At 65.9% G+C, this 15,465-nt stretch carries 16 protein-coding genes; 11 read left to right on the forward strand and 5 right to left on the reverse strand.

All coding sequences use genetic code 11. The features are described 5' to 3' along the window. The first annotated feature begins 1 nt into the window (after position 1). Genes ACP15I_RS17130 through ACP15I_RS17140 form a run of 3 tightly spaced genes read left to right on the forward strand, consistent with a single transcriptional unit; the run spans position 2 to position 3,044 of the window. Positions 2–1,411, forward strand: a complete 1,410-nt coding sequence (locus ACP15I_RS17130; protein WP_424976013.1) for a glycosyltransferase family 61 protein — start codon at positions 2–4, stop codon at positions 1,409–1,411. Next, complete coding sequence (locus tag ACP15I_RS17135) at positions 1,408–2,079, forward strand: acetyltransferase (RefSeq protein WP_424976014.1); 672 nt, start codon at positions 1,408–1,410, stop codon at positions 2,077–2,079. Before ACP15I_RS17130 ends, ACP15I_RS17135 begins: the two co-directional genes overlap by 4 nt. A gap of 44 nt (positions 2,080–2,123) precedes the next feature. After that, positions 2,124–3,044, forward strand: a complete 921-nt coding sequence (locus ACP15I_RS17140) for a hypothetical protein (RefSeq protein ID WP_424976015.1) — start codon at positions 2,124–2,126, stop codon at positions 3,042–3,044. 18 nt (positions 3,045–3,062) lie between these two features. On the opposite strand, the gene ACP15I_RS17145 is transcribed toward ACP15I_RS17140, so the two are convergent. Together ACP15I_RS17145 and ACP15I_RS17150 are read right to left on the reverse strand one after the other, a co-directional pair. Then, the gene (locus ACP15I_RS17145; RefSeq protein WP_424976016.1) at positions 3,063–3,272 is read right to left on the reverse strand and encodes a hypothetical protein; all 210 of its coding nucleotides are present in this window, start codon (positions 3,270–3,272) and stop codon (positions 3,063–3,065) included. A 76-nt stretch (positions 3,273–3,348) separates the two neighbouring features. After that, the gene (locus tag ACP15I_RS17150; protein ID WP_424976017.1) at positions 3,349–4,236 is read right to left on the reverse strand and encodes a lysophospholipid acyltransferase family protein; all 888 of its coding nucleotides are present in this window, start codon (positions 4,234–4,236) and stop codon (positions 3,349–3,351) included. 123 nt (positions 4,237–4,359) lie between these two features. On the opposite strand from ACP15I_RS17150, the gene ACP15I_RS17155 reads away from it, so the two are divergent. Continuing rightward, positions 4,360–6,300 carry an acyl CoA:acetate/3-ketoacid CoA transferase gene (locus ACP15I_RS17155; RefSeq protein WP_424976018.1) on the forward strand — a complete coding sequence of 647 codons (1,941 nt, stop codon included), beginning with the start codon at positions 4,360–4,362 and terminating at the stop codon, positions 6,298–6,300. 79 nt (positions 6,301–6,379) lie between these two features. Continuing rightward, on the forward strand, positions 6,380–7,033 hold the full coding sequence (gene gph / locus ACP15I_RS17160) for a phosphoglycolate phosphatase (RefSeq protein ID WP_424976019.1): 654 nt from the start codon (positions 6,380–6,382) through the stop codon (positions 7,031–7,033). 51 nt (positions 7,034–7,084) lie between these two features. Here the strand turns inward: gph and ACP15I_RS17165 are convergent, their stop codons facing one another. Continuing rightward, positions 7,085–8,206 (reverse strand): Gfo/Idh/MocA family protein, encoded by a 1,122-nt coding sequence (locus tag ACP15I_RS17165; protein ID WP_424976020.1) that lies wholly within the window; start codon positions 8,204–8,206, stop codon positions 7,085–7,087. Next, the gene (locus ACP15I_RS17170; RefSeq protein ID WP_424976021.1) at positions 8,199–8,939 is read right to left on the reverse strand and encodes a GntR family transcriptional regulator; all 741 of its coding nucleotides are present in this window, start codon (positions 8,937–8,939) and stop codon (positions 8,199–8,201) included. The genes ACP15I_RS17165 and ACP15I_RS17170 overlap by 8 nt, the downstream gene beginning before the upstream one ends. A 90-nt stretch (positions 8,940–9,029) precedes the next feature. Between ACP15I_RS17170 and ACP15I_RS17175 the strand changes: the two genes are divergently transcribed. The 6 genes from ACP15I_RS17175 to dctP all read left to right on the forward strand — a co-directional run bounded on the left by ACP15I_RS17175 (position 9,030) and on the right by dctP (position 14,688). Further along, the gene (locus ACP15I_RS17175; RefSeq protein WP_424976022.1) at positions 9,030–10,184 is read left to right on the forward strand and encodes an LLM class flavin-dependent oxidoreductase; all 1,155 of its coding nucleotides are present in this window, start codon (positions 9,030–9,032) and stop codon (positions 10,182–10,184) included. Beyond that, positions 10,184–11,074, forward strand: a complete 891-nt coding sequence (locus tag ACP15I_RS17180; RefSeq protein WP_424976023.1) for an aldo/keto reductase — start codon at positions 10,184–10,186, stop codon at positions 11,072–11,074. The genes ACP15I_RS17175 and ACP15I_RS17180 overlap by 1 nt, the downstream gene beginning before the upstream one ends. Position 11,075: 1 nt before the next feature. Further along, entirely contained in the window at positions 11,076–11,609 is a 534-nt protein-coding gene (locus ACP15I_RS17185) for a flavin reductase family protein (RefSeq protein ID WP_424965530.1), read from the forward strand. A gap of 75 nt (positions 11,610–11,684) precedes the next feature. Further along, positions 11,685–12,275: a TRAP transporter small permease gene (locus tag ACP15I_RS17190; protein WP_424965531.1), complete on the forward strand. Its 591-nt coding sequence runs from the start codon at positions 11,685–11,687 to the stop codon at positions 12,273–12,275. A 1-nt stretch (position 12,276) separates the two neighbouring features. Beyond that, positions 12,277–13,566 carry a TRAP transporter large permease gene (locus tag ACP15I_RS17195; RefSeq protein ID WP_424965533.1) on the forward strand — a complete coding sequence of 430 codons (1,290 nt, stop codon included), beginning with the start codon at positions 12,277–12,279 and terminating at the stop codon, positions 13,564–13,566. A gap of 63 nt (positions 13,567–13,629) precedes the next feature. Further along, positions 13,630–14,688 (forward strand): TRAP transporter substrate-binding protein DctP, encoded by a 1,059-nt coding sequence (dctP, locus tag ACP15I_RS17200; RefSeq protein WP_424976024.1) that lies wholly within the window; start codon positions 13,630–13,632, stop codon positions 14,686–14,688. Positions 14,689–14,724: 36 nt separating this feature from the next. Here the strand turns inward: dctP and ACP15I_RS17205 are convergent, their stop codons facing one another. Then, the gene (locus ACP15I_RS17205; RefSeq protein WP_424976025.1) at positions 14,725–15,444 is read right to left on the reverse strand and encodes a hypothetical protein; all 720 of its coding nucleotides are present in this window, start codon (positions 15,442–15,444) and stop codon (positions 14,725–14,727) included. Between the last annotated feature and the right edge of the window lie 21 nt (positions 15,445–15,465).

The raw sequence follows: 15,465 nt of genomic DNA on the forward strand, positions 1-15,465 counted from the left end.
AATGCGGCCCGATCAGGTGCCCGAGGCGGTCTGGGCGCGGCTGGTCAAGCGCGCGCCGCCCCCCGATGCGGCCAAGCCCATTTCGCTGATCGCGGCGATGCAGATCAAGACAGAGCTGTGCGCCCATCTGCCCGAGGATCAGGCGCTGTCCTGCTACGCGGAACTGATGCGGGACGGGACGGGGTTATCCCTGCGGCGGCTGCCGCTTGGCAGTCTGGGCGCGGCGCTCGAAGAGGCCGCCGAGGGGCTCACCATTGCTCATGACGGGCAGGGCGATCTGCACAACCGGACACCGGTGATCTATGGCCCCGCCTCGGTGCCCGAGATCCGCAACCGCGCGCGGCGGATCCGGTCGGGGTGGCTCCGACAGGCGACGGTTTTCGCACGCTCCGCCATGGTGCTGCACCAGGGGAGGCTGCTCTTTGACGCGCAGGAGGACGAGGCCAGCGCCCTGCCGGTCGAGATGGCGTTCGATCCGGTGATTTTCCGGCGCTGCGGACCGGGTGAGGTGATGTTTCTCGAGGATGACGCGGCGGAGCGGGCGCATCGGATCCCGGAGGCGTTGTCGCTCTTGGGCATCAACACGGTGTCCTTCGGTCATTGGATGATGGAGCAACTTCCGCAGTTTCTCGCCGCCCGTGCCCGGCTCGGGGATCGGCTCGCCCCCGGGGCGGGGCCTCTACCGATCCTGATCGATCAGCACATGCCGCGCCAGCATCGGCAATCCCTGCGCTTTTTCGCCGGGGACCGGGCCATCGAATTGGTCGAAATCCCGCGCGGGCACCGGGTCCATGTGGACCGGCTCTATGCGGTGCAGAACTGGTTCTACGCACCGCACCTGCTGACCACGGATCAGGGGCTCGACATTGCCGCGATCCACCCGACGATCGAGGCCCTGACGGTGCTGTGCCGCGCGGGCAGCGCCGAGATCGCCGCGCGCTTTGCCGCCGCGCCGCCCGCCCTGCCTGCAGGTCTCGGGCAGAGCCGCCGGCTCTTCTGGGCGCGCAAACCCGAGCGTCACCGGGCCATCGACAACTGGGAGGAGGTGGCGGGCTGGCTCACCGAGCGCGGCTATGTCACCTGTTTTCCCGAAGAGCTCAGCTTTGCCGAACAGATGGCCGCGATCCATGGCGCGGACCGGATCGTAGTGCAGAACGGGTCGGGCTCGCTGGGGCTGCTTCTGGCGGCGGCGGGGACGCGGCTGTTGTATCTCAGCCACCCGGACATGTCGCGGCTGGCCATGCAGATCGAGGCCCATGCCCAGACCGGGGTCGAGATGCGGGTTCTGGCCGGGGCGTTTTCGAAACGGACGGATCGCTGGGTGGACCAGTCGAATTACCGGATCGCGGCCGCGGATTTCGACACGGCACTGGGGTGGCTGGACGGCCCCGCCAAGGAGGGTGGATCATGACGCAGACGGATATCGTTCTGTTCGGTGCCGGCGACATGGCGGCGGTCGTGGCCGTGTATATCCGGGCCGAGGCGCCCCATCTGAACATCGTTGGCTATACGCTGGACGATGCCTATTGCACGGCTGAGACCCATGACGGGCTGCCGCTCGTGCCTTGGTCGCAGCTGGAGGCACGGTTCCCGCCCGACAAGGTGCAGTTGCTGGGCCCGCTCACCTATCAGCGGATGAACACGATCCGCCGGGACCGCTACCTCGAAGGCAAGGCGCGGGGCTATGATTTCGCGCGCTTTCTGCATCCGGATTGCCACTATTACGGGGACAGCATCGGCGAGAACTGCGTGATCCTCGAGCGGAACATCATCCAGCCCTTCGCCCGGATCGGGAACAATTGCATCCTGTGGAGCGGCAATCATATCGGCCACCATGTCACCATCGGCGATCACGTCTTCATCTCGTCGCAGGTGGGCGTCGCGGGCTCCACGGTGATCGGGGACGAGTGTCATCTGGCGGGGCAGGTGGCGGTGACCCACGGGCTCAGGATCGGGCGGGCGGCCGCCCTGCTGAATGCCGCGCTGGTCTCGCAGGACGTGCCCGATGAGGGCGTTGTCGTGGGACCTGCTCCCGAGACCAAACCCTTCAAGAGCAGCCGGATGCGCAGGTTGTTGTGAGCGGCCCCGGTGCAGATCGGTGGCAGCGGCGCGGGGTGATCCAGATGGCCCCCGAGCCGGGCGAGGCGGGGTGGCGCAGCCATGCGCAGAACCCCACGCCACTCATTTTTCACGACCGGCGCTGGCGGCTTTACTACGCCGTCCGCGATCAGGAGAACCGGGCGCGCATACTCTGGGTCGATGTGGACCCGCTGGACGAGATGCGGGTGCTGGCGCGCGCGGACACCCCCATCCTGCCGCTCGGGGCGCCGGGCTGTTTCGACAGCGCCGGACAGGGGCCGAGCATGGCCCTGTGGCGGGATGGGCGCGTGCATCTCTATTACATGGGGATGCATCTGCGCCGGGATGTGCCCTATGGGCTGGCCATCGGTCTCGCCACGAGCCCGGACGGTGCAGAGTTCACACGACACAGCACGGGGCCGGTCCTGTCGGTTGGCCCGAAAGACCCCTATTTCGTCTCGCTGGCCCATATCCAGACAGAGCCTGAGGGGTACTCTGCCTGGTACATGAGCGCCACGGGCTGGACCGCGCGTCCGGATGGCCCGGCGGATGCGGATTACGGGCTGCGACGGGCGGTGTCGGAGGACGGGCTGCGCTGGACCCCGCAGGATGTGATGGTCGCGCCGGGCATATCGGCCCTGCCCGAGGGCGGCGGGCTGGCACGCCCGTGGCGGGCGCGGATCGACGGCACCGAGCGGCTCTTTTTCTCCTACCGCGCGCGGAGTGCGTTTCGCACGGACAGTGCTGCGGCCTATCGCATCCTGTCCCTGCCGCTCGACGCGGCGGGGATGCCCGCGGGGCCAGCCGAGCCGCTGGTCTTTGCCAACCCGCCCGGCGCGGAGGATTGGGACGGGTTCATGCAGGCCTATCCCACGGTCCTGCCGCTGGGGCAGGGGCATGTAATGCTCTATAACGGCAATGGTTTCGGCCAGACCGGCTTCGGCTGGGCCACGCGCGGTCTCTAGCGCAGGGCCCGGCGGGGCTCAGGCAAGCTCGTCCACGAATCCCAGACGGGTCAGGGCGCGGGCCGCCGCCTGTGCCATTTCGGCCGTGCCTTCGAGGATCTCTTCGTTCAGGGCGTGGACCAGATCGCTCAGGCGTTTCTGCGCGATCAAATCCCGCAGAAAGTCCCCGATATCGTCATCCCCAAGGGCCAGAATGTCAGTGGCCGCAGGCCGGATATCTTGTTGCATGTGACAGCACCTTTCCGAGAGAAAGCTTCTCCATTCCCCGGTCGGATTTTATCAGAGGCGCGCGTCTTGGGGCGAGTCAATTCAACCCGGACATGAGCGCCTGCGGCGCTCGGACCCACCCGGGCCGCCGGGATGCCTGCCAAAGCGACAAGCCTGCCGCAGAGTCCGACAAGGCCAGGGTCGCGTCCCGCAACATATCGATTCCCTCCGCGCTGCGGGCGGGCAGGGCGGCGGCGGAAATCGCCTCGCCCATTGTGATCTCGAAGGGCTGGCGGGCCTTGTTCAGGGTCTCGTGAAACAGGGTGATGTCCCGCAGGGTCGGGTGGATCCGGTCAAAGAGGTAGAAGAGCGCCGAGTTGCGCGCGCGGATATGGACGGGGATGACGGGGACGTCGAATTTCCGGGCGATCATCGCCGCCGACGCCATCCAGGGACGCTCGAAGAGCCGCAGCCCGCGCCGCTTGGCCAACCGCCCCGAGGGAAAGATCACGCCGAGCCGCCCGGCCTCAAGCGCGCTGCGGGTATAGGCCATGGTCTCGCGCGTTCTGGTCAGGCTGCGCTTCTCGGGCCGCCATTCCACCGGCGCGATGAGTGCGGACATCTGTGGCAGCACCCGCAGGATGTCGGAATTGGCGAAGAAGAAGAGGTCGGGCCGCAACGGCGCCAATACGTGATGCAGGATGATCCCATCGGCGATCCCGGTCGGATGGTTCGCCACGACCAGCGCGGGCCCGTGCAGGGGCAGCGCCTCCAGCCCGCGGACCCGGACATCCCGCGCGAGCAGCTGGCCCATGGTCTCCATGATCTCGGCGGCGGGTTTCGGGGCGAGCCGGGTGCCGAGCGCCACAGTGCGCCGGTAGCCGAGCATCCCGGTCAGCGCGCGCCGCGCCAGGGCCGTGCCCGGACCGGTCCGGAACAACCAGGGCGCACGTTCGGCAATCAGGGGATCCAACCTGTCCTGCATGGGGGTGTTTGAGCAAAGCTTTGCAACAGGGCCGTGACGCTCGGGCCGGATCGGCGGCAAGCGGGGTCTGGTCTTGTCCGCGATCGGCGATACACTGCGCGGCGGGGAAGCTGAGAGGGTGTTATGCCGAACAAACGCATCTCCGCTGCGGCCGCAGCGGATCTGATTCGCGATGGGGATACCGTCACCACATCCGGGTTCGTCGGGATCGGCGTACCCGAAGAGCTGCTGGCCGCGCTCGAGACGCGCTTTGCCGAGACCGCGACGCCGCGGGACCTGACGCTGCTCTTTGCGGCGGGGCAGGGCGATGGCAAGACGCGGGGCCTGAACCGTCTGGGGCAGGAGGGGCTGCTGTCGCGGGTCGTGGGCGGGCATTGGGGCTTGATCCCCAAGGTCGCGGCCCTCGCCACGGCGGGCAAGATTGCCGCCTATAACCTGCCGCAAGGCGTGATCAGCCATCTCTATCGCGACATCGCGGCGGGGCGGCCCGGCACCCTGACCCGGGTGGGCTTGGGCACCTTCGTGGATCCGCGCCTGCAGGGGGGCAAGATCAACGACGCCACGCCCGAAGATATCGTCTCGGTCATGGAGATCGGCGGCGAGGAGCATCTGTTCTACAAGGCGATGCCGATCCAGGTGGCGCTGTTGCGGGGGACGTCGGCGGATCCGGAGGGCAACATCTCGATGGAGCGCGAGGCGCTGGTCATCGACAATCTGGCCCAGGCCATGGCGGCCAAGAATTCCGGCGGCGTGGTGATCGTGCAGGTCGAACAGATGGTGGCGCGTGGCGGGCTCAATGCGCGCGACGTGGTGATCCCCGGCGCACTGGTGGATGCCGTTGTCGTTGCCCGGCCCGAGAACCACCACCAGACCTTTGCTACGCCCTATAGCCACGCCTTTTCCGGGCAGTTCCGGGTCGAGGCCGACGCCGCGCCTGAGATGCCCCTGACCGTGCGCAAGGTCATCGCCCGGCGCGCGGCTTTCGAGCTGCCGATCAATGGTGTGGTCAATCTCGGGATCGGGATGCCCGAAGGGGTGGCCGCCGTGGCCGGGGAAGAGCGGCTTCTGCCCCATCTCACCCTGACCGCCGAGCCGGGCGTGATCGGCGGGCAACCGGCTTCGGGGCTCGATTTTGGGGCGGCGATCAACACCGATGCGATCGTTCCGCAGGGCGCGCAGTTCGATTTCTATGACGGGGGCGGGCTCGACATCGCCGTGCTCGGCATGGCCGAGGTGGATCGGTCGGGCAATGTGAATGTCTCGCGGTTCGGGCCTAAGCTGGCCGGGGCGGGGGGCTTTATCAATATCAGTCAGAACGCCCGCGCGGTGGTCTTTGCCGGGACGTTCACCTCCGTTGGGCTCGATATGGCCGTGAGCGATGCGGGGCTCGCATTGCGCAGCGAGGGGCGGGTGGCCAAGTTCGTGGACGCGGTGGAGCAGGTCACCTTCTCCGGCCCGCTGGCCGCTGCCGCGCGCAAGCCCGTGCTCTATGTCACCGAGCGGGCGGTGTTCCGGCTGCGCGGGGATGGGCTGGAACTGATCGAGATCGCGCCGGGCATGGATCTGGAGCGGGATATCCTCGCCCATATGGCCTTCCGCCCCCATATCGCGCCGGATCTGGCCCAGATGGATGGACGGATTTTCCATGAGGCGCCGATGGAGCTGCGCGTGGATCTGCTGCATCTGGATCTGGGGGATCGTATGGCGCTTTCGCCGGATCGCAAGCAGCTGTTCCTGAATTTCGAGAAGATGCGCGTGCGGGGGGCTGCCGATGTGGCGCGGGTGCGCGAGGGGGTCGAGGCGCTTTGCGCGCCGCTGGGCCACCGGGTCGATGTGATCGTGAATTACGATGGTGCGCGGATCGATGAGGACATCCAGGAGGCCTGGGTTGCCATGGTCCACGGGCTCGAGGACCGGTATTACGGAACCGTCACGCGCTATTCGGGATCGGCCTTCATGCGCATGAAGCTGGGCGATGCCTTTGCTCGCGAGGTCCGCCCCCATGTGTTCGAGACCGCGGCCGAGGCGCGGGCGTTTCTTTCCGGGGCGAATGCGGCGCTCTGATCCGGATCGCGGATGCTTTTGCGCTTGAGTTTCAGGCTGGTCCGCGCGAGGTCAGCAGGATCAGGGAAAGAGGCGGAACATGCGGTACAAGGCGGTGGTGTTTGATCTGGACGGTACGCTGGTCGACAGCGCGCCGGACATGCGGCGGGCGATCAACGGGATGCTCGAAGAGCGCGGGCGCCGGACGCTGACCCTGCCCGAGGCGGTGAGCTTCGTCGGCTCGGGGGCGCGGATCCTTGTGCAGCGCAGCCTGCGCGCGACCGGTGGGATCGCCGATGAGGAAGCCGGTTTGGCGCGGTTCCTCGAGCTCTACGAGACCGGGGTGGACCACGAGACGACGATTTATCCGGGTGTGATGGAGATGCTGGGCGATCTGCGCGCGGCAGGTTTGGCCCTGGCGCTGTGCACGAACAAGCCCGAGGGGCCGGCGCGGGTGCTTTGCGACCATCTGGGGCTGTTGCCGTTTTTTCCGGTGCTGGTCGGAGGGGATACCCTGCCCGTGCTGAAGCCGGATCCCGCGCCCCTGCACCACGCGATTGCGGGCCTGGGGGTGGCGCCTGAGGATGTGCTCTATGTCGGGGATAGCAGTACGGACTATGCAACGGCGCAAGCGGCCGGGATCGATTTCGTCTTCGTGGAAGGCGGCTATCAAAGCCGCCCGATCCCGGATTTCGCGCCGACCTATCAGGTGGCGCGCCCTGCGCTGGTGGGGCCGCTGGTCCTGAACGGTTGAGGCCGGGCGGGTCGGCGCGGTCCACATGTGGACCGCGCGGTCGCGCGTCGCTCAGGCGCTGATCTCGGCAGCATCCTGAGCGAGGCTCACCGGCAGGCCGGTCGCGATCGAGCGCTGGGCGGCCAGACCCATTTCCACCGCGCGCCAGCCGTCATGGGCGCTGACCTCCGGTGCGTCGGCTTCGCCGCGCAAAAGCGCCAGGAACTTCTGGTGCTGGTAGAAGGTCGCGCCGTTATGGTCGCCCGCCTCTAGCAATCTAGGGTCCACCGGGACCTCGAGCACTTCGGGGCGTTGCGGGCTGCGCGGGCTGATCTCAAGCTGCGGGACCGGTGCGGGGCCGAGATCCGCGGGCCAGAAGCGGCCGGGGCCGGGGACGCGGGCCTCGATCTTGCCTGCCGGGCCCACGGCGCTCAGTTCCTCCTGATAGCGCGCGCCCTCGGCATACATGCAGAGCTCCAGCATGGCGCGGGCGCCGCTTTCGAACTCGCAGATGGCATAGCCCGCATCGAGGATATCCGGAGATTGCCCACCATAGACCTCGCCGCGGTGGTTCAGCACCGGGGCTGCGCTCGCCATGATCCGTGTGGGTTCGGATTTCAGGGCAAAACGCATCAGGTCGAAGAAATGACAGCATTTCTCGACAAAGGTGCCGCCGGTATAGCGGTTGAAGCGGTTCCAGTCGCCGACCTTCTGCAGAAACGGGAAGCGATGCTCGCGGATCGAGAACATCTGAACGCCGCCGGTCACGGGATCGAGCCGGTCGAGGAAGGCGGCGATGGGCGGCATGTAGCGATACTCCATCGCGACCCAGACCGGGGCGGGGTAGCGCGCAAAGAGCGCTTTGACCCGGGGCAGGTCTGCGGGATCCGTATAGAGCGGCTTTTCCACCAGCAGGGGCAGGGGGCGGGTCGCGGCGATTTCGGCCACCTGTTCCATATGGCGGAAATTGGGGCTGGCGATCACCAGCGCATCGAGCGCTGGCATCGCAAGCATCTCGCTCAGGCTCGATGCGCGCACCGCACCGGGGGCCAGCGCAAGGGCGGCCTCGGCCATCTCCTGGTCCGGCTCGAAGAGCGCGACAGCCTCGGCCCCGGGTAGGAGCGCGAGATTGCGCAAATGCTCCTGTCCCATCATGCCACAGCCGATCAGGCCGTACCGGATTACGTCAGTCATGGGTGTCTTCCGTCATTGGGCCCGTCTCTCGGGCCGCTTCGTTCAGGCGTTGCACGTAATGCGCGCAGGTCCCATCGAACCAGGTGCGCGAGTATTCCACGGGCGCCCCGGGGCCGCCCCAGGCGAACCGTTCCACATAACCCGCCGTGGTCCCGGGTGCGGGCAGGGCCGCGGGCGTCCAGTCCGGAAAGGGCGCGAGCCGCACCCGGTCCTCGGCCCGGGTGATCGTCAGCCCGAGCCGGGCCGCGTAGCTGCGATAGAGCGATTCGGAGAGCGGTCCTTCGTCGAGCTGCCCGGCGCCGGCATCGAGCCAGATCTCCTCGGCGGCGATGGGGCGGTCATCGAGATAGCGCAACCGGCGAAACCGTGTCGCAAGGGTGCTGCGCCCGAATTCGGGCAGGTCCACCGGCTTGGTCATAAAGGCCCTGTCCAGCATCTCGGCCCGGGGCAGCCCGCCGCCGCCCAGCCGCTCCAGCCGGAACATCGCATAGACCCCTGCCGCAGGTCCGCCGCGCCGCACGTAATTCCCCGAACCCTGGATCCGGTGCAAAAGCCCCTGTTCGGTCAGATGCGCCAGCGCCTTGCGCAGGGTCCCGACGGAGGTGCCCATCTGCACCGCCAGATCCCGTTCGGGCGGCAGGCGCGCGCCCTCGGCCAGCCGCCCGGCGGTGATGTCGCGGATCAGAATTTCGCTGATCTGCATGTGTTTCGGAAGGGCGGCGAGGGCGGGCATCGGGGACCGGAATAAAATTGATACAGGATTGATCTACATCAAGGCGGATGCTACGCACAATGAAAATCGCACCTTCCGGAGACGCTTTCCATGACCGTCGTACCTGTCACCTCTGCTGATCTCGACGCTGCCGAGGTTTCCTGGTTCGCTGCCCTGTGTTCGGACGATTACCGCTATCTGGGCGTGCCGGAGGGCGACCTGCGCTCGTCCTGGTCCCATTGCAGCGAGATCGTGAAAACCGCCGAGCGGCTGGGCTTTCGCAACATCCTCTGCCCGTCCTCGTACCAGGTGGGTCAGGATACGCTGAGCTTCGTGGCGGGCTGCGCGCCGATCACCGAGACCATCAACATGCTGGCGGCCGTGCGCTGCGGCGAGATGCAGCCGATCATGCTGGCGCGCACCATAGCGACGCTCGATCACATGCTGCAGGGCCGTCTGACGGTGAACATCATCAGCTCGGACTTCCCGGGCCAGAAGGAACCCAGCCCCTATCGCTATCAGCGCTCCCGCGAGGTGGTGGAGATCCTCAAGCAGGCCTGGACCCGCGACGAGATCAATCACGAGGGCGAGGTCTATAACTTCTCGGGCCTGACCACGGATCCCGCACGCCCTTACCAGACCGGCGGGCCGCTGTTGTACTTTGGCGGGTACAGCCCCGACGCGCTCGATCTGTGCGCCGAGCATTGCGATGTCTACCTGATGTGGCCGGAGCCCAAGGAGAACATCAAGGGCCGGATGGAAGCCGTCCATGCCCGCGCGGCCGAGAAGGGCCGCACCCTCGATTACGGGCTGCGGGTGCATATGATTGTCCGCGACACCGAGGCGGAGGCGAAGGAATACGCCGAGCACATCACCTCGAAGCTTGATGACGAGTATGGCCGCGCGATCCGCGAACGGGCGCTGGATTCGGGCTCGCTGGGCGTGTCCCATCAGGCCAAGAACCGCGATATCGCAGATGAATACGGCTATGTGGAGCCCCATCTCTGGACCGGGGTCGGGCGCGCGCGCTCGGGCTGCGGGGCCGCCCTCGTGGGCTCCGCCGATCAGGTCCTGTCGGAGATCGAAGAGTACAAGAAGATGGGCATCCGGGCCTTCATCTTCTCGGGCTACCCCCATCTGGAGGAGGCCGAGCATTTTGGGCGCCTCGTCCTGCCCGAGCTGAAAACCTGTTCCATGCCGGAGGCTTACGGGCGCGTCCCCGCCAGCCCCCCTGCCACACCCCTTGCCGCCGGAGAGCGCCGCTGATGGACCGCACCCAACTTACCGAAGATCTCAGCATGAGCCGCATCGTCTATGGCATGTGGCGTCTGGACGAGGACAGCGACACCTCGCCCGCCCATATTCAGGCCAAGATCGAAGCCTGCCTCGCGCAGGGGATCACCACACTGGATCAGGCCGATATCTATGGCGGCTACGAGGCTGAGGAGCTGCTGGGCGCGGCCCTGAAGGCAGCCCCGGGTCTGCGCGAGAAATGCGAGATCGTCACGAAATGCGATATCGTGGCGCCCGTGGGCCGCTATGCCAGCGCGAAGGTAAAGCATTACGACACATCGCGGGCGCATATCGAAGCCTCCGTCGCGCATTCCCTGCGGCTGATGAATATCGAGCAGATCGACCTGCTGCTGGTGCACCGTCCCGACCCGATGATGGATCACCGCGAGACCGGCGCGGCGCTGGACGGCCTTGTGGCCTCGGGCAAGGTGCGCGCCGTGGGCGTGTCGAACTTCAAGCTCCATGACTGGACATTGCTGCAATCGGCGATGGAGACCCCGCTGGTCACCAATCAGATCGAGATCAGCCTGAGCACGAATGCCGCCTTCACCAATGGTGATCTCGCCTTCCTGCAGGAACGTGGCGTGGCCCCCATGGCCTGGTCGCCTCTGGGTGGCGGGTCGCTGATGACCGGTGACCACGCGGCGGGCAAGGCGCTCGATCAGGTGGCGAACGCGCAGGGCGTGGATCGCGCGGCGGTTGCCGTGGCCTGGCTTCTGGCCCATCCGGCGGGAATTGTGCCGGTGATGGGGACGAACAAGCTTGACCGCATCGCGACCTTCTCCGATGCCTTGAAGGTGAAGATGGACCGCGAGACATGGTTTGCCCTCTATGAGGCGGCCAATGGGGCGGAGGTTCCCTGACATGGCCGATGGAGCAGCCCCGCATATGACCGACATGACCCGCCTTGCGCCTTTCACCCCCGGTCCCGAGACCGCCCGGGAGTTTCGCAACGCCATGGGGCGTTTCCCGACCGGGGTCACTGTCGTGACCGTGCAGGGGCCGAACGGGCCCATGGGGATTACCGCCAACAGCTTTTCCAGCGTGTCGATCGACCCGCCGCTTCTGATGTGGTGCCCGGCGAAGAAATCAAGCCGGTTTGACGCCTTTGCCGGGGCGGATCGCTTTGCCATCCACATCCTCGGTCAGGGCCAGATGGAGGTCGCGCGCGGCTTCGCGCAGCGGGCGGACGCCTTTGCGGGGCTGGAGCTTGATCCGTGCCCCCATGACGTGCCGCTGCTGGCCGATTGCCTGGCCCGGTTCGAATGCAAAACAGTGCAGACACATGATGCGGGCGATCATATGATCGTCGTCGGAGAGGTCCTGGAAGCTGGCTATCGCGATGGCGAGGCGCTTGTCTTCAGCGAAGGCATGTTCGGCCGCTTCGTCGGTCACTAGGCCTTCGGGCCTGAAGGGGACGCGGAGACGGGGACGCCAAATGATCCCCGCCCGCCAATGGGAGGAGGACGCGCCATGAGCGCATTACTGGCGGTGCTTGCACCGTTCCGGATCGTGAACGAGGCCGTGTTCAAGCTCGGCCGCGGGATCGGGGTGATCTGCGTGGCCGCCATGGTGGTCGCGATCCTGATCCAGGTGTTTTTCCGCTATGTTCTGAACAACGCGCTCCCATGGCCGGACGAGGCCGCGCGCTTCGCCATGCTGTGGATGACCGGGCTGATGGCACCCACGGCGTTCCGACGCGGCGGGTTCGTGGCGATCGACATGGTGGTGCGGATGTTGCCCCAGAAGGTCGGCGCGCTGCTCTCGCTGCTGTTGCTATTCGTGATGCTGCTGGTGCTGGTGATCTCGGTGCAGATCGGCTGGTCCGAGGTCACCGGGTTCGGTGGCAAATTCGCGACCGCCTCTCTCTATGTGCCGCTGGATCTCGGCTTCACCGAGTGGTTCCGGGTGCCGCGCAGCTGGATGATGGCGTCTTTGCTGGTGGGGATCATCATGATGATTTCCGCCAATATCGAGCTGATCCTGCGCGCTGTCATATCCCTGTTGGGTGGCGGTGACCAACTGCCGGCCATCCCCGGCGCAGAGATGGCGGGGGCCGAGTGAGATGCTGATCTGGTTCCTGCCTCTTTTCCTGCTCTTCCTTATGATCGGCCTGCCGGTGGTGTTCGGTCTGCTGGCCGCGCCCGGTCTGCTGCTCTGGCTCAACGGGCAAGAGCGCGACATCACGCTGCTCTATCGTAACGTCTATAACGGGATGGACAGCTTCCCGCTGATGGCGATCCCGTTCTTCATGCTCGCGGGCGAGCTGATGAACCGCGGCGGTATCACCATGCGACTGGTCGAGTTCGCCCAGGCCCTGATGGGGCATTTCCGGGGCGGTCTGGCCCATGTGAACATCCTGTCCTCCATGCTCTTTGCCGGGCTGTCGGGCTCGGCGGTGGCCGATACCTCGGCGCTGGGCTCCATGCTGATCCCGGCGATGGAAAAGCAGGGCTATAGCCGACGCTTTGCCGCCGCGATCACGGCGGCCAGCTCGGTGATCGGGCCGATCATTCCACCGTCGGGCATCATGATCATCTATGCCTATGTGATGGGCGAGAGCGTCGCGGCGCTGTTTCTCGCGGGCATCGTGCCGGGGATTCTGGTGGGCGTGGGCCTGATGCTCATGGTCAAGGTGATGGCGGACAAATACGACTTCCCCATCGCCTCGGCCAAGACCACTTGGGGCGAGCGGGGCCAAGCGAGCCTCAAGGCGTTCTTCCCGCTGATGACGCCGGTCATCATTCTGGGCGGTATCCTCGTAGGCGTCTTCACCCCGACCGAGGCCGCCGCCGTGGCCGTGGCCTATGCGCTCTTCATCGGGTTCTTCGTGCTGCGGACGCTCAAGGTGTCCGAGCTGCCGGATATTCTGGGCCGGGCCGGGATCACCTCGGCGGTGGTGCTGCTGCTGGTGGGGGCGGCCATGGCGTTCAAGACCGTGGTCAGCCTGAGCTACGCGCCGCAGATCATGGCCGATTTCATGCTCTCGCTGTCGAACAACCCGTTGATCCTTCTGCTGCTGATCAACCTGCTGCTGTTCGTGGTGGGGATGTTCCTTGATGCGGGGCCGGCGATCATCATTCTGGGGCCGATCCTTGGGCCGATCTTCGTCGATCTGGGCGTCGACCCGATCCATTTCGCGATCATCATGAGCGTGAACCTGACCGTGGGGCTGGCAACGCCGCCCATGGGGCTTGTCCTCTTCGTGGCAAGCTCGGTGTCGGGCGAGCGGGTGGAACGGATCGCCAAGGCGATCCTGCCCTTCCTCGCGGTGGAGATCTTCGTGATCTTCCTGATCACCTATGTCCCCGCGATTTCCATGACCATTCCCCGCCTGACCGGCTTTGTCGAATGACGGCGTCGGAGAGACACACGACATAACAACCGCAAAGAACACGACCAACTGAGGAGGTACACAATGTACAAAAACACCCTGAAGGCTCTTCTGGCCGGTGCGATGCTGATCGCCACCCCGCTGGCAGCGACCGCACAGGACTACACCCTGCGCGCCACGGCGAATTCCAACGAAAACGACGAGGATTATGACGGCCTCGTGGTCTTCAAGAACTTCGTCGAGAGCGCGTCGAACGGCGCCATCGCGGTCGAGCTCTTTATCGGCACGCAGCTGTGCTCGAACGGCGCGGAATGCCTGCAGGGCGTGGCCGATGGCTCGATCGATATCTACATTTCGACCTCGGGCGGGGCCTCGGGGATCTTTCCTTACGTGCAGGTTCTTGACCTGCCTTACCTGATGGCCGATGACCGGGTTGCCGAGGCCGTGCTGGCGGGCGATTTCACCCGCAAGCTGCGCCAGATGGCGCTCGAAGACAGCGGCGACACGATCCGCCTTATGACCGTGGGCAATACCGGCGGCTGGCGCAACTTTGCCAATACCGAGCGCCGCGTGGCCGCACCCGCCGACATGGAAGGCCTCAAGATCCGCACCGTGGTCGCCGACCTGCCGCAGGAGCTGGTCCGGGCGCTCGGCGCGTCCCCGACCCCGATCCCGTGGCCGGAGCTCTTCACCTCGTTCCAGACCGGTGTGGTCGAGGGGTCCAAGAACGGCATCACCGACATCATGGGCATGAAGTTCCCCGATGCGGGCCTGCAGTATGTGACCCTCGACGGGCATGCCTATATGGGTGCGCTCTGGTGGATGAGCAATCAGCGCTTCCTCGAGATGCCCGAAGACATGCGCCGCGTCGTGGTGGACGGGTTCTATGCGCTACAGCAGGCGACCTTCGCCTCGCCGAAGCGGAAGTCCATCGCCGCCTATGAGGAATTCGTGGCCGGTGGCGGCGACCTCTATGTGCCGACCCCGGACGAAAAGGCCGCCTTCAAGGAAGCGGCCGCTCCGGTCTTTGACTGGTTCAAAGCCAATGTCGGCCGTGGCGAAGAGGTGTTCGAGGCGCTGAACTCCGCCGTGGCAGAGGCCGAGGCCGAGATCAACGCCGCCCGTGCCGCAGATCTGAACTGAGCAAAATAGGGTCCATCGCGCAGGTCGCGATGGGCCCTAGTCGATACATCCGGGACGGTTCAGGCCGACCCGGATGCCCTTGATCGCGAGCTCTTGGACCTGCGGGTCGAGATCGCCACCCGTACTGATCGAACTCACCAACAGCGTCGATTGCAGGTCTATCTCGGAATTCGTGACGCGGATCTCACGCGGCGCCTCCGAGCCAAAGAGGTCGGCGGGGCGGACCCTGAAGGTCATGCAGCGCCGCCCATCGAGTGGGCCCCGTGTCTCGGCAAACTGGTCGAATGCGGTTTGAGAGAGAGGCTGAAACCTCGGATCCGGTTTTGCGACCTCGAGCCGGACCACGTGGTTCTCCCCCTGCTTGATCTCTTGATTCACAACGAAGTTCTTGCCGCGTATGTAGTCTTGCGCGATGCCCGTTGGCGCGATCACGATGCGCGTCAAAAACAGATCCGTGCGTCCCTTGTTAGCCACCGAGAACTCCCAGCGCTCGCGCTCAGGCTCCGATGTCGAGCGGCGCGGCACCGGGAGAATCTCGACCTGGTAGAGCTCCAGTCGGGGCGGAACAAAGAGCGCGCGCGCTTGCGGGTAGAAGGTCACGCCGACCGTAAGGGCCGAGCCGACCACGGAGATCGCTGACGCGATAGCAACGATGCGGCCCAAGCTGCGCCAGAAGGTTTTCTGCGGTGTCGCGCAGATATGGCAGATCCGGGCGTTTTCACTGATGTTCTGATCGCATGCGATGCAGTTTGGCATGCTGGTCCTCCTGCGCGTTTG

The organism is Dinoroseobacter sp. S124A, from assembly GCF_049801015.1.
GTDB lineage: Bacteria > Pseudomonadota > Alphaproteobacteria > Rhodobacterales > Rhodobacteraceae > Dinoroseobacter.